11 protein-coding genes and 3 pseudogenes are annotated in these 22,195 nt (G+C 72.3%); 10 read left to right on the top strand and 4 right to left on the bottom strand.

Annotated elements, in window-relative coordinates:
- Positions 1–109 precede the first annotated feature (109 nt).
- From OG747_RS35855 to OG747_RS35845, 3 genes are all read left to right on the top strand, one after another.
- Entirely contained in the window at positions 110–1,129 is a 1,020-nt protein-coding gene (locus OG747_RS35855; protein ID WP_405883496.1) for an aldo/keto reductase, read from the top strand.
- Between the two features lie 227 nt (positions 1,130–1,356).
- Positions 1,357–2,664: an MFS transporter gene (locus tag OG747_RS35850; RefSeq protein ID WP_405883495.1), complete on the top strand. Its 1,308-nt coding sequence runs from the start codon at positions 1,357–1,359 to the stop codon at positions 2,662–2,664.
- On the top strand, positions 2,661–2,846 hold the full coding sequence (locus tag OG747_RS35845; RefSeq protein ID WP_405883494.1) for a hypothetical protein: 186 nt from the start codon (positions 2,661–2,663) through the stop codon (positions 2,844–2,846). The genes OG747_RS35850 and OG747_RS35845 overlap by 4 nt, the downstream gene beginning before the upstream one ends.
- Positions 2,847–3,036: 190 nt before the next feature.
- Here the strand turns inward: OG747_RS35845 and OG747_RS35840 are convergent.
- Positions 3,037–3,632: pseudogene (locus tag OG747_RS35840) on the bottom strand (amidohydrolase family protein); the annotation flags it as partial.
- Between the two features lie 352 nt (positions 3,633–3,984).
- On the opposite strand from OG747_RS35840, the gene OG747_RS35835 reads away from it, so the two are divergent.
- Positions 3,985–4,956, top strand: a complete 972-nt coding sequence (locus tag OG747_RS35835) for an alpha/beta hydrolase (protein WP_405883493.1) — start codon at positions 3,985–3,987, stop codon at positions 4,954–4,956.
- A 24-nt stretch (positions 4,957–4,980) separates the two neighbouring features.
- A complete protein-coding gene (locus OG747_RS35830) occupies positions 4,981–5,703 on the top strand; it encodes an alpha/beta fold hydrolase (protein WP_405883492.1) in 723 nt (240 codons plus the stop codon).
- 134 nt (positions 5,704–5,837) lie between these two features.
- Here the strand turns inward: OG747_RS35830 and OG747_RS35825 are convergent, their stop codons facing one another.
- On the bottom strand, positions 5,838–6,683 hold the full coding sequence (locus OG747_RS35825; RefSeq protein WP_405885872.1) for an FAD-dependent oxidoreductase: 846 nt from the start codon (positions 6,681–6,683) through the stop codon (positions 5,838–5,840).
- A gap of 4 nt (positions 6,684–6,687) precedes the next feature.
- Between OG747_RS35825 and OG747_RS35820 the strand changes: the two are divergent.
- Positions 6,688–6,786: pseudogene (locus tag OG747_RS35820) on the top strand (DNA starvation/stationary phase protection protein); the annotation flags it as partial.
- A 21-nt stretch (positions 6,787–6,807) separates the two neighbouring features.
- Here OG747_RS35820 and OG747_RS35815 read toward each other — a convergent pair.
- Positions 6,808–8,271, bottom strand: a complete 1,464-nt coding sequence (locus OG747_RS35815; protein WP_405883491.1) for an ATP-binding protein — start codon at positions 8,269–8,271, stop codon at positions 6,808–6,810.
- Positions 8,268–8,972, bottom strand: coding sequence for a response regulator transcription factor (locus OG747_RS35810; RefSeq protein WP_405883490.1), 705 nt, complete (start codon positions 8,970–8,972; stop codon positions 8,268–8,270). The genes OG747_RS35815 and OG747_RS35810 overlap by 4 nt, the downstream gene beginning before the upstream one ends.
- Positions 8,973–9,352: 380 nt before the next feature.
- On the opposite strand from OG747_RS35810, the pseudogene OG747_RS35805 reads away from it, so the two are divergent.
- The 4 genes and pseudogenes from OG747_RS35805 to OG747_RS35790 all read left to right on the top strand — a co-directional run.
- A pseudogene (locus OG747_RS35805) lies at positions 9,353–9,717 on the top strand (glycosylase); the annotation flags it as partial.
- A 479-nt stretch (positions 9,718–10,196) separates the two neighbouring features.
- Complete coding sequence (locus tag OG747_RS35800) at positions 10,197–17,294, top strand: SDR family NAD(P)-dependent oxidoreductase (RefSeq protein ID WP_405883489.1); 7,098 nt, start codon at positions 10,197–10,199, stop codon at positions 17,292–17,294.
- A gap of 5 nt (positions 17,295–17,299) precedes the next feature.
- Entirely contained in the window at positions 17,300–21,841 is a 4,542-nt protein-coding gene (locus tag OG747_RS35795) for a beta-ketoacyl synthase N-terminal-like domain-containing protein (RefSeq protein ID WP_405883488.1), read from the top strand.
- Positions 21,831–22,193: an acyl carrier protein gene (locus tag OG747_RS35790; RefSeq protein WP_405883487.1), complete on the top strand. Its 363-nt coding sequence runs from the start codon at positions 21,831–21,833 to the stop codon at positions 22,191–22,193. The genes OG747_RS35795 and OG747_RS35790 overlap by 11 nt, the downstream gene beginning before the upstream one ends.
- The last annotated feature ends 2 nt before the right edge of the window (positions 22,194–22,195 follow it).

Here is a 22,195-nt window from a genome sequence, read left to right as displayed (position 1 = left end):
CGTATCGTTCCGGAACGAGGTTCCGCTTGCTCCATCATGCCAGAGCACGGGCCCGACAACCAAGCCACGCATTGCCACCACGCTTCATCCGCATTGGAGGAACACGGTCATGCAGTACCGCACCTTGGGCCGCACCGGTGTACAGGTCAGCTCGCTCGCGCTCGGCGCGATGAACTTCGGCAAGATCGGGCGCACCACCCAGGACGATGCCACCGCCATCGTCGACGCCGCTCTCGAGGGCGGAATCAACGTCATCGACACCGCCGACAGGTACAGCGACGGCGAGTCGGAAGAGATGGTCGGCAAAGCCATCGCCGGCCGCCGCGACGACATCGTGCTGGCCACGAAGGCGAGCATGCCCATGGGCGACGAGCGCAACCACCAGGGCGGTTCGCGCCGTTGGCTGGTCACCGAGCTGGACAACAGCCTGCGCCGTCTCCGTGTCGACCACGTTGACCTCTACCAGATCCACCGGTGGGACCCGAGCACCAGCGACGAGGAGACGCTGTCGGCTCTGACCGACCTCCAGCGCGCGGGAAAGATCCGTTACTTCGGCTCCTCGACCTTCCCTGCGTACCGCATCGTGCAAGCCCAGTGGGCCGCCCGCGACAACAACCTGAGCCGTTACGTCACCGAACAGCCCAGCTACTCGATCCTGCAGCGTGGGATCGAGGCACACGTCCTGCCCGTGACCGAGGAGTACGGGCTCGGTGTGCTGGCGTGGAGCCCGTTGGCCTCGGGCTGGCTGTCGGGCGCGATCCGCGAGGGCCAGGAAATCACCACCAGCCGCTCAACGGTCATGCCGCAACGCTTCGACACCACCATCCCCTCCAACCGGGCCAGGCTCGACGCCGTCGAGCAGCTGGCCAAGGTCGCCGACGAGGCCGGTCTCACGATGATCCAGCTCGCGCTCGGATTCGTGACCGCGCATCCCGCCGTGACCAGCGCGCTCATCGGCCCCCGCACACTGGACCACCTGCACTCGCAGCTCGCCGCCGCTGACACCGTGCTCTCCGCCGACGTACTCGACGCGATCGACGCGATCGTCGCCCCCGGTGTCGACCTCGCCGCACACGAAAAGTTCGACACTCCGCCCGCGCTGCTCGACCCGTCACTGCGGCGCCGCTGATCGCCCGAGGGCCAGTCTCCCTATTGTCTCCCGCAGTTCCCGAGTCCGCGGGAATCGCGCAGGTGCCGCCCGCTGCCGCCGGCGTTCCGCTGCTCGCGTGCCATGTGGTCGAGTATGCAGCCCGGTGGGGGTGGACCTGTGGGCTGCGTGTGGGTACACCTCAGTGGTCGCCGTGGTTCGCCGGCAGGCCGTGGCCGGCAAGACGCGGTCGTCCAGCGGCGGGCTCCATGATGAGAGGGGGAACTGTGCCTTCAGGGGAACTGTCCGAGAATCAGGCACGAGCAGCGGATTCGAGGGATGATCCCCCTTCTTTATGGGGTAACTCCGCCTACCGGATTTTTCTGGCCGTCCAGACCCTGTCCTCGCTCGGTGACTCCTTCTCCTACGTGGCGCTGCCGCTGCTGATACTGCACAGCACGGGTTCGGTCCTCCAGATGGGCTTCGTCACCGGCCTCACCGGCGTCGCCTCCATCCTCACCGGTCTGTTCGCCGGCGTCGTCGCCGACCGCTTCGACCGCAGACGGCTCCTCATGCTCACCGACGGAGCGCGCTGCCTGCTCTACCTCGCGATCCCGCTGGCGTGGAGCTTCTCGACGCCCGTGTGGCTGATTTACATCGTCGTCCCCGTCGCAGGCGTCTTCTCGATGCTCTTCCAGGTCACCTATGTGACCGTCGTGCCGGCCATCGTCGGACCGGACCGGATCACCAAGGCCAACGGCCACATGTTCGCGACGTACGCGGTCGCCGGTGTCGCCGGACCCGCGCTCGCGGGCTTCGTGGCCTCCTCCGCCGGGCCGGCCGCCGCGCTCGGCATCGACGCCGCGACCTTCGCGGTCTCCGCGCTCGGCATCCTGTTCGTCAAGTTCGACGGCAAGCCCCGCCCGTCCACTGCCGCCGCCGAACACGGCACCGCACGCCAGGAGTTCCTGGCCGGCGCCCGCTTCCTGTGGGCGCACCCCGTGCTGCGTCCGCTGACGGTGCTGCTGTCGCTGCTGACCTTCCTCACGTACGGTCTGACGGACCTCGTCGTCTACCTGCTCAAGAACGAGCTGGACCACTCGGACACCACGGTCGGCTATGTGCTGGCCGTCGGCACCGTCGGTACGTTCATCGCCTCCTCCGTGGTCGCCCGGGTCCGCAAGCGCCTCGGGTTCGGCGTGAGCTGGATCAGTGCCTCCTCGCTCGCGGGCATCGCCGTCGCCTGCATGGGCCTGTCCCGGAGCGTGCCGGTGATCGCCGTACTGATGACGGTCAACCTGATGTGCACAGGCATCGCCGGCATCTGCTCGATGTCGCTGCGTCAGGAGGTGACCCCCGGTCATCTGCTGGGCCGGGTCACCTCCTCGTTCTGGACCATCCACTCGGCGCTGGGGCCGCTCGGCGCGGCCGCCACCACCGCGGCCGCCGCCGGTCTCGGCGTCACCACGGTCTGCCTCGTCATCGGCGTCGCCGTGCCGGCCATCGCACTGACCGGGGCGCTGACCGGCATCGCGCAGCCCCACGCCGCCGAACGCCCGGCAGGAGAGGCCGCATGAACTCCCTCACCCGGCACCACAACCCCGTCCGGGCACGCATCGTCCGGGACGGACCCGCACCGAGCGCGCTGCGGGACGACCCCGACAAGGCCGCCGCCGACACCCTGATCGGCCCCTTCCTCAACATCCTCGCCCTGCGCACCGACGTGTCCGGGCCTCGAAGCGCACATACGGTTCGATGACGAACTCGGTGTCCGCTGCGCGCAGTCGGTCGGCGAGTGCGCGGAACTCCGGGACCGTCAGGATCAGGCCGAAGTGCGGCACCGGCGCGAACTCGTCGTCGCCTGCGCGCCCGTGACGCCGCGACAGCCCTCGGCCTCGCCTGAGCACGCGGTCCACCGCACCTGTCGATCTCGCATATCGATCTCGCATGTCATAGGTGGCGTGGAGTCTGAATCCCCACCCGTTCTCCATCAGCAGGCGTACCGCCTTCTCGAACTCCACCTCGTAGGCGGAGGCGAGTACAGGGCGGGGCTGGGCGAAGTTCTCGAAATCCGCCGCCGCCCAGGTGAGATTCTCGCCCGCGCCGTTGAGGCGCAGCCATTCGTCCCCGTCCTCGGGGCGCGCCATTTCGATCCAGCGGGCGAGGTCGTCTATTTCCTGGCCGGACGTCTGCGGAAAGAGATGATAGGCGATCCGCAGGGACAACTGACCGGCTTTGGCGAGTTCGACGACGGTGCTGTAGTTCTCCGGGAAGTTCTGGAATCCGCCGGCCGCGTCGATCGCCGACGTCAGTCCGAATCGACGGTCCGGCGGCCCAGGGCGTCGACCACCTTGGTGTCCGCACCCACATGGGGGGCCACGTCATTGTCGTCACCGACGACCGTGATGACACCGTCCCGGACCGCGACCGCCTCGGCCTGCGGGCGGGCCGGATCCCCGGTGTGGATCTTCGCGTTGCGGACGATCAGGTCCGCGGCGCCCTCGGCGGCACGGGGCACCAGCCCGCCTACCGGCATGGTCGACACGTTGTCTCAACCTCCTGTCAGGACGGACGACTTGGATGTCCGGCTGGTCCTGCGGCGGCCGGCGGAAAGCACGTTAACGCCGCCCGCGGCGTTGTCCTGGTCTGTCAGCGCACTGCGTTCTTCCTCTCAACGCACTCACTGGTTCGCCTCGTCGTACAAGGTCCACAAGGTGCGTTCCGTGCGCTGTGAGAACAACGGTTGTGCGCTGAGGGACCATTCGGACCCGCATCGGACCTCTAGCGTGAGGGACGACTCCGGGGGTAATGGCCCGTGATCCGGAGTCATTTCGCCGGAAGAACCGGTGTACCCGAGAACCCCAAGAACCCCAAGAACAAAGCATCAGGAGATTCCCATGTCCGACGCCGTAGAGCCGGTCAAGCCTGTACTGGAGCCGGCGGCCGCCGCTTTCGCGGAAGCCACCGCCAATCCGCCGTACCTGTTCGACCTCGCCCCGGCGGAGGGCCGCAAGGCCGTCGACGAGGTGCAGTCCGGCGAGATCGAGATGCCGAGCATCGACGAGGAGTGGATCACCGTCTCCGGCGGTCCGACCGGCAGTGTCCGGGCCCGCATCGTCAAGCCCGCCGGCGCCGAGGGAACCCTGCCGGTGATCCTCTACATCCACGGCGCGGGCTGGGTGTTCGGCAACGCCCACACCCACGACCGTCTCGTGCGTGAGCTCGCCGTCGGCGCGGGTGCCGCGGTCGTCTTCCCGGAGTACGACCTGTCGCCCGAGGCCCGCTACCCGGTCGCCATCGAGCAGAACTACGCGGTCGCCCAGTGGGTCGTCCAGCAGGGCGCGACCAAGGGCCTGGACGGTACACGGCTGGCCGTGGCCGGTGACTCCGTCGGCGGCAACATGACCGCCGCGCTCACCCTGATGGCCAAGGAGCGCGGCGATGTCCCGCTGGTCCAGCAGGTGCTGTTCTACCCGGTCACCGATGCGAACTTCGACACCGGCTCCTACCACCAGTTCGCCACCGGCTACTTCCTGCGCCGCGACGGCATGCAGTGGTTCTGGGACCAGTACACGACCGACGAGGCCCAGCGCGCCCAGATCACCGCCTCCCCGCTGCGCGCCACCACCGACCAGCTCACCGGCCTGCCCCCGGCGCTCGTCATCACCGGCGAGGCCGACGTCCTGCGCGACGAGGGCGAGGCCTACGCCAACAAGCTCCGCGAGGCCGGCGTACCCGTCACCGCCGTGCGCTTCCAGGCGATCATCCACGACTTCGTGATGCTCAACGCCCTGCGCGGCACGTATGCCGCCGAGGCCGCCCTCACCATGGCCACCGGCACGCTGCGCGCAGCGCTGCACGCCAACTGACCAGACCGACAAAGAGGAACAGTCATGTCCGGGACCACCACTCCCACCGCCCTGCTCGTCCACGGCGCGTTCGCCGACGCCGCCAGCTGGTCCGGGGTCATCGCGGAACTGCAGAGCCACGGTATCCCCGTCGTGGCGCCGCCCAACCCGCTGCGCGGCCTCGCGTCCGACGCCGCGTACATCGCCTCGGTGGCCGCGCAGATCGACGGCCCCGTCGTGCTCGTCGGCCACTCCTACGGCGGCGCGATCATCACCGTCGCCGGCATCACGGAGAACGTGGTCGGCCTGGTCTTCGTCGCGGCGTACGTCCTCGAGGAGGGCGAGAGCCTCGGCGAGCTGCAGGGTCGCTTCCCCGACTCGCCGCTGGGCAGCAGCCTGAAGCAGACGACGTACCCCGTCGAGGGCGGTGACCCCGCCGTCGAGGTCACCATCGTCCCCGAGGCGTTCCCGTCCGTCTTCGCCGCGGACGTCCCCGCTGACGTCACCAAGGTGCTGGCCGTCGCCCAACGTCCGCTCGCCGCGGGGGCGTTCACGGAGACGGCGTCCGCCGCCGCGTGGAAGACCAAGCCCTCCTGGGCGCTGGTGGCCGCCGCGGACCAGGCCATCAACCCCGAGGTCGAGCGCTTCGGCGCGAAGCGTGCGGGAGCGACGATCGTGGAGGTCGAGGGCGCCTCGCACGCCGTCGCGGTGTCCCAGCCGAAGGTGGTCGCCGAGCTGATCCGCGACGCGGTCCGCGCGACCGGCTGACCGGGCGGACGGCCCCGGACAGCCGTGTGGACGCACTCTCCCCGTAGTGCGTCCACACGGCCTTTCCCGTTGCGCCTGGGCCCAGGCGCCAGGGCCCAGGTGCCAGGTGCCAGGTGCTCAGCGATGCCAGGTGCTCAGCGAAGGGCCGCCAGGGCGGCTTCCACCGCCCGGTGGAAGGTGGGATAGGTGTAGATCATGTGCCGCAGCCGCTCGACCGGAACCTCGGCGTGGACGGCGACGTTCAGCCCGTACAGCACCTCACCGCCCGCCGGTCCGGCCGAGGTCGCGCCGACCAGGACACCGCGGTCCGCGTCCTCGACGAGCTTGATGAACCCCTCGTTGCCCGCCCCGTGGATCCAGCCGCGGGTGGAGGAGTCGATCGGCAGCGGGGCGGTCCGCACCCGCAGGCCCCGCTCCCGGGCCTGCCGCTCGGTGAGTCCCACGGCCGCGATCTCCGGGTCGGTGAAGGTGACGCGGGGCAGCGCCCGGTAGTCGGCGTCGGGACCGGGCTGCCCGAGGATGTCCCGGACGGCGATCTGGGCCTGGTACATCGACATATGGGTGAAGGCGCCGTGTCCGGTGATGTCGCCGACCGCCCACAGCCCCTCCCCGGCCCGCAGCTGCCCGTCCGTGGGCACGGCCCCCGCCGCCGGGTCGAGGCCCACCGTGTCGACGCCCAGCGTGCTGAGGTCGGCCCGCCGCCCGGTGGCGACGAGCAGCCGTTCGGCGCGCAGCGGCTCGTCCGCGCCCTCCAGGTGGACGGCGAATCCGTTGCCGTCATGGTCGATCCGGCGGGCCCGGGTCGCGGTGCGCACGGTGACGCCGTCGGCGCGCAGGACCTGCCGGGCCAGGTCCCCGGCCTCCGGTTCCTCCTGCGACAGCAGCCGTTCCTGTCCCTCGACCACGGTGACCGCGCATTTGAAGCGGGCGAAGACCTGGGCGAGTTCGACGCCGATGGCGCCGCCGCCGAGGACGAGCAGCGACACCAACGACCTGCTGGTCTCCCAGGTGATCAGGACCGGCGAACTGCAGGCCTGGTTCCTGGCCGAGCACCTGGTCGACACCCCGCTGGTCCGCGCCTGAGCCCTGCCGGGCGTGCGTCCCTCAGGGGATCGCGGGCGGGAGTGGGAGCCGGATCGTGAACGCCGTCGAGCCCGGGCGGCTGGTCAGTTCGATGGTGCCGCCGTGCGCCCGGACCAGTGAGCGGGCGACCGCGAGGCCCAGCCCGCTGCCGCCGCGGTCACGGCTGCGGGCCTTGTCGACGCGGTAGAAACGGTCGAAGACCCGCTCCTGGTCGGCGGCCGGTATCCCGGGCCCGGAGTCGGAGACCCGCACCACCGCTGTCCCGGACGAGGCGGACACCTCCAGGCACACCTTCGTCCCCGCTGCGGTGTGCGTGGCGGCGTTGGTGAGCAGGTTGTCGAGGACCTGCCGGATGCGCAGGGGGTCCAGGCGCAGGCGCACCGGGCCAGGACCCGCCGTCACGGACAGCGCGTGCTCCGGCCGGCCCGCGCGGAAGGCGTCCGCCGCCTCCCGCGCCAGCTCCACCAGGTCCGCGTCCTCCAGCCGCAGCGGTGTCTCCACCTCGGCGGCGTCGAGGCGGGCGAGCAGGAGCAGGTCGTCGACGAGTACGCCCATCCTGGCGGCCTCGGCGCGCAGCCGGGCCAGGTGTTTCTCGCGTTCCTCGGGCTCGTTGGCGGCCGCGTACTGGAAGAGGTCCGCGTAGCCGCGTACCGACATCAGGGGCGTACGCAGCTCGTGCGAGGCGTCGGCGACGAACCGGCGCAGCCGCTGTTCGGCCTCGGTGCGGACGGCGAGCGCGTCGTCGATGTGTTCCAGCATGGTGTTGAACGCGGTGCGCAGCTCCTCGACCTCGGGTCCGCCGCGCCCTCCCCCGGCCCGCACCTCAAGGCGCGCCGAGCCGGTGAGATTGTGCGAGGTGATGCCGCGGGCGGTGTGGGCCATGTCGCTGAACGGCTTGAGGCCGCGCCGCAGTACCGTCCGGCCGATCACGACGAGCCCGAGCAGGGCGAGTGCGAAGGTGACGACCTGGACCGTGATCAGCTGCCGCATGGTGGCCCGCATGTCCCGCATGGGCGCGGCGGTGACCAGGACGACCCCGGGTTGGACCTCGCAGGCGCGCAGCTTGTACGTGCCCTCCCCCGCGATGTGTGCGGTGCGCAGGAGGTGCGCGTCGCCGCCGTCCGGCAACGCCTGGGCGGCGGCGGTGAGTTCGGCGGTGTCGGCGGGCACGTCGGCGGGCTTGCGCAGGACCGCCGTGCCGCCCGAGACGTCGTACACGGCGGTGAACCAGCCGTAGTACGGCCGCCGCTGGACGGTGCCGTGCGCCTGGGCGTCCTTGGACTGGGTGACCTGGACGAGCTTCATCTGCTCGCCGAGCTGGCGTTCCAGGTACTCCTTCATGTACGTCGTCAGGGCCGTGCCGACGACGGCGAACACGACGAGGGACAGCACGCCGATCCCCAGGGCCAGCCGGGTGCCCAGGCGCGTCCGGCGGTAGGCGCCCCGCAGGCGGCCGAGCGCGCCGCCGGTCCCGGGGCCGCTCACCCGGCGACCTGCCGCACCACGTATCCGACGCCCCGCACGGTGTGGATGAGCGACTCGCCGCTGTCGGACTCGCCGGGGCCGTCGAGCTTGCGGCGCAGCCGGCTGACGACCAGTTCCACCACGTTGGAGCGGCCGCCGAAGCCGTACTCCCAGACGTGGTCGAGGATCTGGGCCTTGGTCAGCACGGTCGGTGACTTGCGCATGAGGTAGCGCAGGACCTCGTACTCGGTCGGGGTGAGCGTGAGCAGCCGGTCGGCGCGCCGCACCTCGTGCGTGTCCTCGTCCATGGTCAGGTCGGCGACCTGGAGCACGGAGCGCGGGAAGCCGGGGCCCGCGGCGCGGCGCAGCACGGTCCGCAGCCGTGCCATGAGTTCCTCCACCGCGAACGGTTTGACGAGGTAGTCGTCGCCGCCCCGGGTGAGGCCCGCGACCCGGTCGGCGACGCCGTCGCGGGCGGTGAGGAACACGACGGGCACCATCGTCCCGGACCGCCGCAGCCGGTCGAGGACGGCGAAGCCGTCCAGGCCGGGCAGCATCAGGTCGAGCACCACGATGTCGGGGTGGAATTCGGCGGCCCGGCGCAGCGCGTCCTCGCCGGAGTACGCGGTCATCGCCTCCCAGCCCTCGTAGCGGGCGACCGTCGCGACGAGGTCGGCGATGGGAGGGTCGTCGTCCACGACCAGGAGGCGCACTTTTTCCACCCGCTCATAGTGCGTGACATGGCCACCTGCGCCATAGTCGGCCGGCAGCGCCTGATCCACATCGATAACCACTTGAAAGTTGACCGACAGGAAAACGACAGCTCCCACCGGGCAGGGTTCGTCGTGAGCGGCATGAGGTGGGAGTGGCTCGACTCGGGCAGTACGTCCGGCCGGATGCGGCGGTCCGTTGGCGGCGGCGCGGACAGCCCCGTACAGGGCGCGTATGCCGAATACATGGAGCGCGCCACTTCGTGCAGCGCCTGCGGGTACGGGGAGACGCGATGCCCGCAAGCGGATGAGCTGTGGGCTGCGTGGCGCAACGCGAAGTTGTAGACCTACGCCCCGCCGCCGGCACTCCGCCGTTGAGCCGGTCGCGGGATGCCACGAGCTACCTGCCGTTCGGGCTGTACCGCAACGCGGCACTCTCCGGCGATCTGCTACCCACCCTGGCCCCGATGACCGGAAAACCCCTCCACTTCACGCTTGACGGCACCGAGTTCGCGCCGTTCTTCGAGGGGACCGAGGATCCGACGCACTCCTGCTTCCGGCGGTCCGAGCCCAAGGTCGTCTTCGGCACCACCGACTCGAGGGGGCCGATCCGGCCAAGTCGGACGGGATCACGCTCCTCGACGAGATCTGGGCCGGGACTCCGTTCAGCGGCAAGGCCGCGCTGGTCTCACGGGTGCGCGGCACGGTCAACATCGGTCACGGCCCGGCCGCCCGCGCGGCCGGGCCGTGCTGTTGAAACGAGCCAACTTACCGGCCAGTACGAATCGCGGCTATTCACACCCAAGTGCCGAATCCCACCCTTTTGCCCAACGTGAATTTTGATTATGGGAAGCGGAACTAATGAAAGTTTCAATTTACAGCGAGGGAAACAGTTCGTTTCCCCATGATCGAGGCGACGCCGCGTTCGACATGGCGTCAGTAAGCATTGCCGCAGGCCGAGTCAGGGGCGCGGAGCAACCCGACCAGCGGCTGTTTCGTCTCCCAACTCCCCTAGTTGCAGCCCTTGTTGCCTGCACGTGCACGTCTCCGCGGCTGCCGTGTCGGCCGTGTTACGTCCAGTAATGGCCACCTCCTTGAGAGTTTGACTTTCACGGAGATGCGCAATAAGCATGAGCGTGCTTCGCATCGGCTGTCGGCTTGTTGTGAAGCGCAAGCGCTCTCCGCTCTCCGCTCTCCCCCACCATTCCTCACTCTCGTGCGATTTGGAGCGTTCGCGTGCCTGTGTCGATTTTCGATACTTCCGGCCTGTTTGCTGTAGAGGACATCGTCATCGCCCTCGCCCCGTTCGCCGTCCCCTCGGCACGGGTCACCGCGGCCGCCGTGCGGGCCGGCGGTCTCGGGGTGCTCGACCTCACCGCGGGTGGGCGCCGGGCGGCGGCGGAACTCGCGCTGGCCGAGGAATGGTCGGCCGCCGGCTTCGGTGTACGGCTTTCCGGCAACGATGTCTTTCCCGCGGGGGACCTCCCCGCCTGTGTGCACACCGTCCTGCTGACCACCGATGCCGTCTGCACTCCCGCCGACTTCCCCAGCCACCGCGTGCTCGTCGAGGTGACCGGCCGCGAGCAGGCCTTACGGGCCGCCGCGGCCGGGGCCCACGGACTGATCGCCCGGGGCCACGAGGCGGGCGGCCCCGTGGGTGAACTGAGCACGTTCATACTGGTCCAACAGCTGCTCACCGACGCGCAGTTGGACCTTCCGGTCTGGGCCTGCGGCGGCGCGGGCCCGCACACCGCGGCGGCCGTCGTCGCAGGCGGCGGCGCCGGTGTCGTCCTGGACACCCAGCTCGCCCTGCTCGCCGAGGCCGAGGCCGAACTGCCCGCCGGGACCTCCGCGCTGCTCACCGGGCTCGACGGCTCCGAGACCACCGTGGAGAACGGCCGCCGCGTCGTACGGCGCCGGGGTGCCCCGCAGGACGCCCCCGCGCCCGAGGTCGGCCAGGACGGCTTCCTCGCCGCCCGATTCCAGGAGCGCTGGGGCACCGTCCACGCGGCGGTACGGGGCGTACGGGACGCCGTCCTCGACGCGCTGAACAACGCGGGTAGCGCGGGGGCCGCCCTCGGAACCGACGGCACGGGCAGCAGCGCCTTCGGGAGCGAACTGCCGGTCGCCCAGGGGCCGATGACCCGGGTGAGCGACCAGGCCGCGTTCGCCGCCGAGGTGAGCACCCACGGCGGACTGCCCTTCATCGCCCTCGCGCTCTCCGGCGCCGAGCAGACCCGCACCGTCCTGGAGCAGACCAGGGACGCCCTCGGGGACGCGCCCTGGGGCGTCGGCGTCCTCGGCTTCGCCGCCGAGGAGATCAAGGCCGCCCAGCTGGAGGTCGTACGGGAGATCCGCCCGTCCCACGCGATCATCGCGGGCGGCCGTCCCGCGCAGGCCGCCGCGCTGGAGGAGGTGGGCATCTCCACCTTCCTGCACGTGCCGTCGCCGGGGCTGCTCAAGCAGTTCCTGGAGGCGGGCGCGCGCAAGTTCGTCTTCGAGGGCGCCGAGTGCGGCGGCCATGTCGGCCCGCGGGGCAGCTTCCCGCTGTGGGAGGCGCAGCTCGGCGTGCTCGACGACTTCCTGGCGGGCGCGAAGAACGGCACGGCCGCCGAGCTTCAGCTGTTCTTCGCGGGCGGGGTGCACGACGAACGTTCCGCGGCCATGGTCACCGCCCTCGCCGCGCCGCTGAGCGCCCGGGGTACCGCCGTGGGCGTGCTGATGGGCACGGCCTACCTGTTCACCGAGGAGGCCGTGAGCGCGGGCGCGGTGCTGCCCCTGTTCCAGCGGCAGGTGATCGCCGCCGAGCGCACCGACCTCCTGGAGACCGCTCCCGGGCACGCCACCCGCTGCGTGAACAGCCCGTTCACCGACGAGTTCGCCGCCGTCAAGGAAGACCTGGCCGCCCGTGGGATACCCGGCCGCGAGGCCTGGGAACAGCTGGAGCAGCTCAACGTCGGGCGGCTGCGGCTGGCCAGCAAGGGCATCGAGCGGGTCGACGGCGAGCTGAGCGAGGTCGGCGAGGACAGACAGCTCGCCGAGGGCATGTTCATGGCCGGTGAGGTCACCGTGCTGCGCTCCGCCACCACCACCGTCGCCGAGCTGCACGCCTCCGTCACCACCGGCGCGGCCGACTTCCTGGCGGCGCGGCGGGAGGCCCTCGGCATCGGGGAACCGGCCGCCGAACCCTCCCCCGAACCGCTGGACATCGCCATCGTCGGCATGGCCTGCATGTTCCCCGGCGCCCCCGACCTCGCCACCTTCTGGGCGAACGTCCTGGCGGGCGCGAACGCCGTCACCGAGGTGCCCGCGACCCGCTGGGACGCCGACCTCTACCACGCCCCGGACGGCGCCGGGGAGAAGACCCCGTCCCGCTGGGGCGGTTTCCTCCCCGAGATCCCCTTCGAGCCGCTCCGGTACGGGATTCCGCCCGCCTCGCTCCCCGCCATCGAGCCGGTGCAGCTGCTGGCCCTGGAGGCCGCGCGGCGCGCCCTGGAGGACTCCGGCTACGGCAGCCGGTCCTTCGACCGGGCCCGCGCGTCGGTCGTGTTCGGCGCGGAAGCGGGCAGCGACCTGTCCAACGCCATGACCCTGCGCTCCGTCCTGCCCGCCTACCTGGGCGGCCTGCCGCCCGCGCTGGACGAGCAGTTGCCGCGGCTCACCGAGGACTCCTTCCCCGGCATCCTGGCCAACGTCATCGCGGGCCGGATCGCCAACCGCCTCGACCTCGGCGGCGCCAACTACACCGTGGACGCCGCCTGTGCCTCCTCCCTCACCGCGGTCGACGTGGCGTGCAAGGAACTGGCGAGCGGTACGAGTGACCTGGTGCTGTGCGGCGGCGCCGATATGCACAACGGCATCAACGACTTCCTGCTCTTCGCCTCCGCGCACGCCCTGTCGCCCTCCGGCCGCTCGGCGCCCTTCGACAGCTCCGCCGACGGCATCGCGCTCGGCGAGGGCGTCGGCTGTGTGGTCCTCAAGCGGCTCGCGGACGCCGAGCGGGACGGCGACCGGGTGTACGCGGTCATCAAGGGCGTCGGCAGCGCCAGCGACGGCCGGGCGCTGGGCCTGACCGCGCCCCGGCCCGAGGGCCAGTACAACGCGCTGACCCGGGCCTACCGCAACGCGGGCGTCTCGCCCGCCGAGGTCGGCCTCGTCGAGGCGCACGGCACCGGCACCGTCGTCGGCGACCGCACCGAACTCGGCTCCCTCACCCGGGTGTTCGAGGAGGCCGGGGCCGCACCCGGCGCGTGCGTGCTCGGCTCCGTCAAGTCGCAGATCGGGCACACCAAGTGCGCCGCCGGACTGGCCGGACTGATCAAGGCCTCGCTCGCCCTGCACACCGGCGTGAAGCCGCCGACCCTGCACCTCACCGAGCCGAACCCGGCCTGGGACACGCAGAGCAGCCCCTTCGCCTTCCACACCGAGGCCCGCCCCTGGCCGGCCGCCCCGGCCGAACGCGTTGCCGGGGTCAGCGCCTTCGGCTTCGGCGGCACCAACTTCCACGTCGTCCTGCGGGCCTACGAGGACGGGCCGCCGCCGGTCACCTCAGCCCAGCAGTGGCCCGCCGAGCTGTTCACCTTCCGGGGCGCGGACCGGGCGGCGGCGGTGCGGGCCGCCACCGAGCTGCTCTCGCTCGTCGAGGCGGACCCCGGCCCGTACGAGCCCTGGCGGCTGCGGGACTTCGCGCTCGGCGCGTCCCGGCGGGCCGAGACCGCCGCCACCCGGGGCGCCCGGGCCTGGATCGCCCTGGTGGCCGGATCGACCGAGGAACTGACCGCGCTGCTGCGCCGGGCCGTCGCGGGGGAACACGCCCCGGACGAAGGCCTGTTCACCGCCGACGACGGGGAGACGGGCGAGGTCGCCCTGCTCTTCCCCGGGCAGGGCAGCCAGCGGCCCGGAATGTTCGCCGAGCTGTTCGTGGCCTTCCCCGAACTCCAGCGCCAACTACGGCTCGACGAGACGACGGCCCGGGTCCTCTTCCCGCCGACCGCCTTCGACGAGAGCGGCCGCAAGGAGCAGCGGGAGCGGATCACCGACACCACCGTGGCACAGCCCGCGCTCGGCCTGACCGGACTCGCCGCCTTCCAGCTCCTCGCCAGGGCCGGGATACGCCCCGCGATGGCCGCGGGGCACAGCTACGGCGAACTGGCCGCGCTGGCAGCCGCGGGCGCCCTCACCCCCGGCGCCCTGCTGCGCACCAGCCGCGAGCGCGCCGCCGCCATCCTGGCCGCCACCGGCGACGGCGATCCCGGCACCATGGCCGCCGTCTCCGCGGGCGAACCGGAGGTCGCGGCGGCCCTCGCGGCAGCGGGCCTCGCCGGCTCGGTGGTGACGGCGAACCGCAACTCGCCCGGCCAGACGGTGATCTCGGGCCCCACGGACGACGTCCTGACCGCCGTGGAGCGGCTGCGCGCCCAGGGCCTGAGCGCCCAGCGCATCCCGGTCGCCTGCGCGTTCCACAGCCCGCTGGTCGCGGCGGCGGGCGAGGCCTTCGCCGAGGTGCTCGCCGACGTCCCGTTCTCCGCACCCGACTTCCCGGTCTGGTCGAACCGTACGGCCGACCGCTACCCGGAGGGTCCCGACGCGATCCGGGCCGAACTCGCCGCCCAGATCGGGGCGCCGGTCCGGTTCGCCGACCAGATCGAGGCGATGTACGAGGCGGGGGCCCGGGTCTTCGTCGAGGCCGGCCCGGGTTCGGTGCTGACCCGGCTGGTGGCCGCGGTCCTCCACGACCGGCCGCACCGCACGGTGGCCCTGGAGGACACGCGGCACACCGGACGCACCGGCCGCACCGGTCGCACCGGGCTCGTCGGGTTCCTCGCCGCGCTCGCCCAACTGGCCGTCACCGGCGCCGACATCAGAACCTCCTGGCTCTTCCAGGGCCGCGACGCGGTCCCCGCCGACGCCCGCGCCCCGCGTCCCAAGCGCGCCGCCTGGACCGTCGACGGCCATCTGATCCGTACGGCGGACGGCGCGATCCCCGCCGCCGCACTCCACCCCGCCGAGCGCGTCCCGGAGGCCCTCGTGACCCACAGCACCTCAAGCGGACCGACGGCCGCGACCACCGGCTCCGAGGCCCTGATCAGCGAGTTCCTGCGGACGAGCCGGGAGATGATCGCGGCGCAGCGGGATGTGATGCTGGGGTACCTGGGCGCGGATCCGGGGGTACGGCCCGCGGCCCCCGCCCCCCTCACCTACACCGACGCGCCCGTCACGGTGACCACCCTGCCCGCCGCCCCCGCTCCGATCGCGGCTCCCGCGCCCGTCGGCGGCTCGGTGCTGTCCGTCGTGCTCGATGTCATCGGTGAGCGCACGGGCTACCCCGTGGACATGATCGAACCGGACCTCGACCTGGAAGCCGACCTCAGCGTCGACTCCATCAAGAGAGCCGAGATCGCGGGCGAGTTGGCGACCCGACTCGGCCTGACCGCGACCGGCGACACCGACATCGAAGAGCTGACGAAGGCCCGTACCGCCGCCGCGATCACCGCTCTGGTCGAGCGGGTCACCGGGCCGGGGACCGCTCCGGGAGCAGTTGCCACCCCGGCTCCCGCCGCCGTGGGTGCCGCCCCGACCGCCGAGTCCGTCCTCGCGCTCGTGCTCGACGTGATCGGCGAGCGCACGGGCTATCCGGTCGACATGATCGAACCCGACCTCGACCTGGAAGCCGACCTCAGCGTCGACTCCATCAAGAGAGCCGAGATCGCCGGTGAGTTGGCGACCCGACTCGGCCTGACCGCGACCGGCGACATCGGCATCTCCATCGACATCGAGGAGCTGGCCAAGGCGCGTACGGCCGCGAGCATCGCCGCGCTGGTGGCGGGTGTCCGAGGTGAGGCGGCCGAGGCCAAGGCCCCGGCGACCGAGCCGGCCGGCCCCGAGCCCGTCGTCGTGGCGCCCACGCGTCTCGTGATGCGGGAGTTCGACCTCGCCCCCGCCGAGCCCGCGCCCGGCGCCGACCAGCTGATCGGCCGCAGCTTCCTGTTGCTCGGTACCGGACCGGTCGCCGAGGCCCTGACCGCCCGCCTCACCGTGCACGGCGCCCACGCGCTGGTCGCCGAGGAGCCCCCGGCCGAGGGGAGGTTCGACGGTCTCATCCACCTCGTCGCGCCGGACGCCCCACTCGTCCTGCCGGACCTCTTCCCCGCGTACCAGCGGGTCCTGGCGGACCACCCGGGCTGGGTGCTGGCCGCGGGTGCCTCCGCCGGGCTGCGCGGCTTCTTCCGCTCCCTCGCCCGGGAGTACCCCGACACGGTCGCCCGGGTCGTCGAGCACGCGCCCGGTGCCGCGCCCGAGGACATCGCCGCCGAGGTGGTCGCCGAACTCACCGCGCCCGACCGCGAGCCGGTCGTGCTGCGCTCCCCCGGCACCCGCCGCGGGCTGCGCATGGCCGAGGAGGGGCTGGGCCTGCTCGGCAGTACGGGCGCGGGTCCGGCCGGGGACGGTGCCGCCGAGGCCGCCGCGCTCGGCCTCGACACCGAGTCGGTCGTCCTGCTGGTGGGCGGCGCCCGGGGGATCACCGCCCGGTTCGCCGCGACCCTGGCCGCCGCGAGCCGCTGCCGGATCGAGCTGTTCGGCCGGACCGCCCTGCCCGAGGGCGAGGAGGACCCCGCCCTGGCCGCCGCGCACACGACCGGCGAACTGCGCAGTGCGCTCATCGCGGGTGGTCTGCGCGTCCCCGCCGAGATCGAGCGGGCGATCGGCCGGATCCAGGCCGAACGCGAGGTGCGCTCCACCTTGCGCAAACTCGCCGCACTCGGCTCCGAGGTGCGCTACCGAGCCGTGGACGCACTGGACGGCGACGCCGTACGCCGGACGGTGAAGGAGATCCACGCCGAGCACGGCAGACTCGACGGGGTCGTGTACGCGGCGGGTGTGATCGAGGACAAGCTGATCGCGGAGAAGAGCCCCCGGTCGTACGACCGGGTCTTCCGTACGAAGGTCGACGGCGCCCGTGAACTGCTGGACGCGCTCGGCGAGTTGCCTGACGGGGACGGCCCACGGTTCGCCGTGCTGTTCGGCAGCATCGCGGCGACCCTCGGCAACCGCGGCCAGTCCGACTACGCCGCCGCCAACGACGCCCTGGAGACCCTGGGCGCCCGCTGGGCGGACGCCGGTACGGGCCGCCGGGGGCTGACGGTCCACTGGGGTCCGTGGGCGCCGACGGGCGACGGCAACCATGGCATGGTCACCCCCGAGCTGATGCGGCACTACGCGGGCCGCGGCATCCAGCTCATCGACCCCGACGAGGGCACCATGAGCCTGTTGCGCGAGCTGGCCTGGGGGCCCGAGGGCGACACCGCCGTCGTCTACACGGCGTCGGGCTGGTGACCGGCATGACCGGCGCGCGCGCCGAACCCATCGCCATCGTCGGCATGTCGGTGCTCTTCCCCGGCGCCCCCGACCTCGCCACGTACTGGCACAACCTGGTCTCCGGTGTCGACGCCATCACCGACGTGCCGCCGGGCCGCTGGGACGCCGACGAGTACTACGCGCCCGGTGCGAAGCCACGCGCCGACCGGGTCTACTGCCGGCGCGGCGGTTTCGTGGACGAGCTGGCCGAGGTGGACGTCACCGAGTTCGGGATCATGCCTGCCGCGGTCCCGGCCACCGAGCCCGACCAGCTGATCGCGCTCCGGGTGGCCGCGGGGGCCCTCGCCGACGCGGGCGGCCCGGACCGGCTGCCCGCCGACCGGCACCGGGTCGGGGTCGTGCTCGGGCGCGGCGGCTATCTCACCCCGGGCCTGGTCCGGCTCGACCAGCGGGTACGGACCGCGAGTCAGCTCGTGCGGACGCTCGGCGAGCTGCTGCCCGACCTCGACGCCGACCAACTGGACTCCGTGCGTCAGGCGTTCACCGACCGGCTCGGGCCCGAGGCTCCGGAGTCGTCGATCGGGCTGGTGCCCAACCTCGCCGCGTCCCGGCTGGCGGGGCGGCTCGACCTGCGCGGGCCCGCCTACACCGTGGACGCCGCCTGTGCCTCCTCGCTCATCGCCGTCGACCACGCGGTGCGCGAGCTGAGCAGCGGGCGCTGTGACGTGATGTTCGCGGGCGGGGTGCACCACTGCCACGACATCACCTTCTGGAGCGTGTTCAGCCAGCTCGGCGCGCTCTCGCCGAGCGAGCGCATCCGGCCCTTCGACAAGGGCGCGGACGGGGTGCTGATCGGCGAGGGCACGGGCGTCGTCGTCCTCAAGCGGCTCGCCGACGCCGAGCGGGACGGCGACCGGATCTACGCCGCGATCACCGGTACCGGCGTCGCCTCCGACGGACGTACGACGAGTCTGATGGCGCCCGATTCGGGCGGCCAGGTCCGTGCGGTCCGCCAGGCCTGGGAGGCCGCGGGGCTCGATCCGGCCGCCCCCGGCTCGATCGGACTCCTGGAGGCACACGGCACCGCCACCCCGGCGGGCGACGGCACCGAACTCGCCACGCTAGCCGAGGTGTTCGGACCGCCACCGCAGGATGCGACCGCCGACGCACCGGCCGCCGTGATCGGCTCGGTGAAGTCCATGATCGGCCACACCATGCCCGCCGCGGGCGTCGCCGGGCTCGTCAAGGCCGCGCTCGCCGTCCACCATGGGGTGCTGCCGCCGACCCTGCACTGCGACGACCCGCACCCGGCGCTCGCCCGCACCCGGTTCGCCCCCATCGACACCGCCCGCCCCTGGCGGACCGACGAGCGCCAGCCCGTCCGCCGGGCCGCCGTGAACGCCTTCGGATTCGGCGGCATCAACGCGCACGTGGTACTCGAAGAGGTCGCGGTCAGGCGGCGAGCGACCGAGGTGGCCGAGGTGTACGAGCCGGAGCGGGTGCTGCGGCTGACGGCGCCGACGCTGGAGGCGATGGCCGCGCTGGTGGACCGCTCCGACTCCGCGCTCCTCGCCGCCGGGCTCGACGAACGCGCGCCCGCCGCCGACCCGGTGCGGCTCGCCGTCGTCGGGCCCACGGCCAAGCGGCTGGCGCTGGCCCGCAAGGCGGTCGCCAAGGGCAAGGGATGGCGGGGCCGGGGCGACGTGTGGTTCGTACCGCGTCCCCTGCTGGGACCCGGCGGCGGCAAGCTCGCGTTCGTCTTCCCCGGTCTGGAGGCCGAGTTCGCGCCCGACTGCGAGGACATCGCCCGGCACTTCGGGCTGCCCTGGTCGCGCGCCGTCACGGACGCCACCGTGGGTGACGTGGGCCGGCAGGGCACCGGCGTCTTCGAGCTCGGGCGGCTCCTCGACTCCGCGCTGCGCCGGCTCGGTGTCGTCCCTGACGCGCTGGCCGGGCACAGCCTCGGCGAGTGGACCGCGATGGCCGCCGCCGGAATCCACGCGCCGGAGGAGGTCGACGCCTTCCTCGCCGGCTTCGACCCCGACGCACTGAGCGTCCCCGGGCTGGCCTTCGCGGCGATCGGCGCACCCGCCGAGGTGGTGCTGACGGAGCTGGGCGGCCGCGGGGACGTGGTCCTCTCCCACGACAACGCGCCCAACCAGTCGATGATCTGCGGCCCGGAGCCCGCCGTGGCCGAACTCGTCGGCGTGTTCCGGTCCCGGGCGGTGATCTCGCAGATCCTGCCGTTCCGCTCCGGCTTCCACACCCCGATGCTGGAGCCCTACCTCGACCCGATCAGAAAGGCCGCCGAGACCTACACCCTGCACCCGGCCGCGCTGCCGCTGTGGTCCGCGACGACCGTCGCCCCGTACCCGGGCGAACCAGCGGCCGTGCGCGAGCTGTTCGTCCGCCATCTGCTGGAACCGGTCCGCTTCCGGCCGCTGGTGGACACGATGTACGCGGCGGGCTTCCGTGCGTTCGTGCAGCTCGGCGCGGGGCAGCTCGGCTCGCTCATCGACGACACCCTGCACGGCCGCGACCACCTCGTGGTCCCCGCGCACTCCCCGCACCGCTCGGGCCTGCCCCAACTGCACCGCGTGGCGAGCGCGTTGTGGGCGGACGGGGCGGCGCCGGACCTGGCCTCGCTGCTGGGCAAGACGTCGACCGCAACCCCCACCCGTACGGGACGCCGTCCGATCCGGCTGGACCTCGGCGGCGCGAACGTCTCGCTGGACGCGGAGACCCGCGAGCGGGTGGGCGCCGCGCTGACCCGGCCGCGGCACACCTCGGCCGCGACGCCCCAGGATCTCGGTGCCCTCGGCTCCCTCGGCCCCCTCGGTCAACAAGGCTTGCTGGGCGCGGAGTTGTCCGCGCTGCTGCGGGACGCGACGGCGCTCGCCTCGGACGTGGTGACGGCGGGCCGACGCGGCCCCGGGTCCACCCACGCCGGTGCCGCGCCCGGCCCTCGTACGGCCAAGTCCTCCGCCGCCAAGCCCCCCGTCCCCGAACCCGCCCCCCTCGAAACCACCCTCCACGTCTCCGTCGACACCATGCCGTACCTCCTGGATCACTGCTTCTTCAAGCAGCCTGCCCAGGCCGACCCCGCCGACAGCTGGCCCGTGGTGCCCGGCACCACCGTGATCGCCCACCTCATGGACTTCGCCGAGCGGGCCGCGCCCGGCCGCCGCGCCGTGGCCGTCCACCACGTACGGCTGCACCAGTGGATCACGGCCACCCCGGCGATCGACATCCCCGTACGGATCGTCCCCGAGGGCCCGGACCGGGTCACCGCCTCGCTCGGTTCCTACGCCCGTGCGGTGGTCGAACTCGCCCCGGAGGAAGGAACGTTCGCGACTCCCGCGCCTTGGACCTTCCCGGCCGAACAGGAGGAGAAGCCCGAGCTGACCGCGGCGGAGCTGTACACCCGTCGCTGGATGTTCCACGGCCCGCGCTTCCAGGGCCTGAGCGAGCTGACCGCGGTCGGCGACCGGCATGTCCGCGGGGTGCTCGTCACCCCGCCCGCGCCGGGCGCTCTGCTCGACAACGTGGGACAGCTCCTCGGTTACTGGATCATGTCCAGGCTGCCGGTGCGCACCACGGTGTTCCCGGTCGGCATGAAGGAGATCCGCTTCCACGGCCCGCACCCCGCTCCCGGCGAACGGCTGGAGTGCCTGATCCGGATCACCTCCGTCACCGACGCCACGCTCGAAGCCGATATGCAGCTGGTCCGTCAGGGCCGGGTGTGGGCGGAGTTCAGCGGGTGGCAGGACCGCCGTTTCGACAGCAATCCGCGCATCCGCAAGGTGGACCGGGAGCCCGAGCGCCACACCCTGTCGCGAATGCAGCCCGGCGGCTGGGCGCTGGTGCACGAGGAGTGGCCCGATCTGGCCACCCGCGAGCTGATCATGCGGAACATCCTGGCGGGCGAGGAGCGCGAGCGGTACGCGACGCACGCCCCGCGCGGCCGACGGCAGTGGCTGCTCGGCCGGATCGCCGCCAAGGACGCCGTACGGCAGCTGATGTGGGACGGCGGCGCGGGTCCCGTCTTCCCCGCCGAGGTGCGGGTCGGCAACGACCCGACGGGCCGCCCCTTCGTCACCGGCGGCTACGGCAGGACCCTGCCCGCGCTGCATGTCTCGATCGCCCACCGCGGCGCGACGGCCGTGGCGATGGCCAGGGCCGACGGCCCCTGCGGCATCGACATCGAGGAAGTCGCCGACCGTCCCGAGGGCACCCTCGACGTCGCCCTCACCGCACCCGAGCGCGAGCTGCTCCACACACTCACCCAGGGACCGGAACGAGGCCCCGAGCGTCTCTGGTTCACCCGTTTCTGGGCCGCCAAGGAAGCCGTGGCGAAGGCGCGCGGCACCGGACTCGGCGGCGAGCCCCACCGGTTCCGGATCACCGCGGCGGACGACGACCGACTGACCGTCCGTATCGCGGGCGAGGAGTACCGCGTGCGGCACTGCGCGCTGACCACCCCCCAGCCGTCCGGCCGGCCCGGCACCGAGTACGTCGTCGCCTGGACGGCCGTCAACGATCAGGAGAATCACGATGACCACTGAACTCGACCGCCCCATAAGCCAGTTGGACGATGAACGGACCTCGGCGCCCGACCCGGCGACCGCGCTCGCGGACATCTCGACGATCCTGCGCACCGTGCTGGAGGAGTACGGGCTCGACGACTCCGAGATCACCCTGGAGACGTCCTTCCACGACGACCTGGAGCTGGAGAGCATCGACCTCGTCACGCTCTCCGCCCAACTGCGCGAGTTCTACGGCGAACGCGTCAACTTCGCCGCGTTCATAGCCGACCGCGGGCTGGAGGAGATCATCGCGCTGACCGTCGGCGATCTCGTCGGCTATGTCGTGGACTCACTCGGCACCGACTCGCTCACCATCACGGAGGTGGGCTGACC

It is taken from the genome of Streptomyces sp. NBC_01384, from assembly GCF_045040035.1.
Lineage (GTDB): Bacteria > Actinomycetota > Actinomycetes > Streptomycetales > Streptomycetaceae > Streptomyces.
Note: the sequence above shows the minus strand (reverse complement) of the source record. Positions and strands in the feature narration are given on the sequence as shown.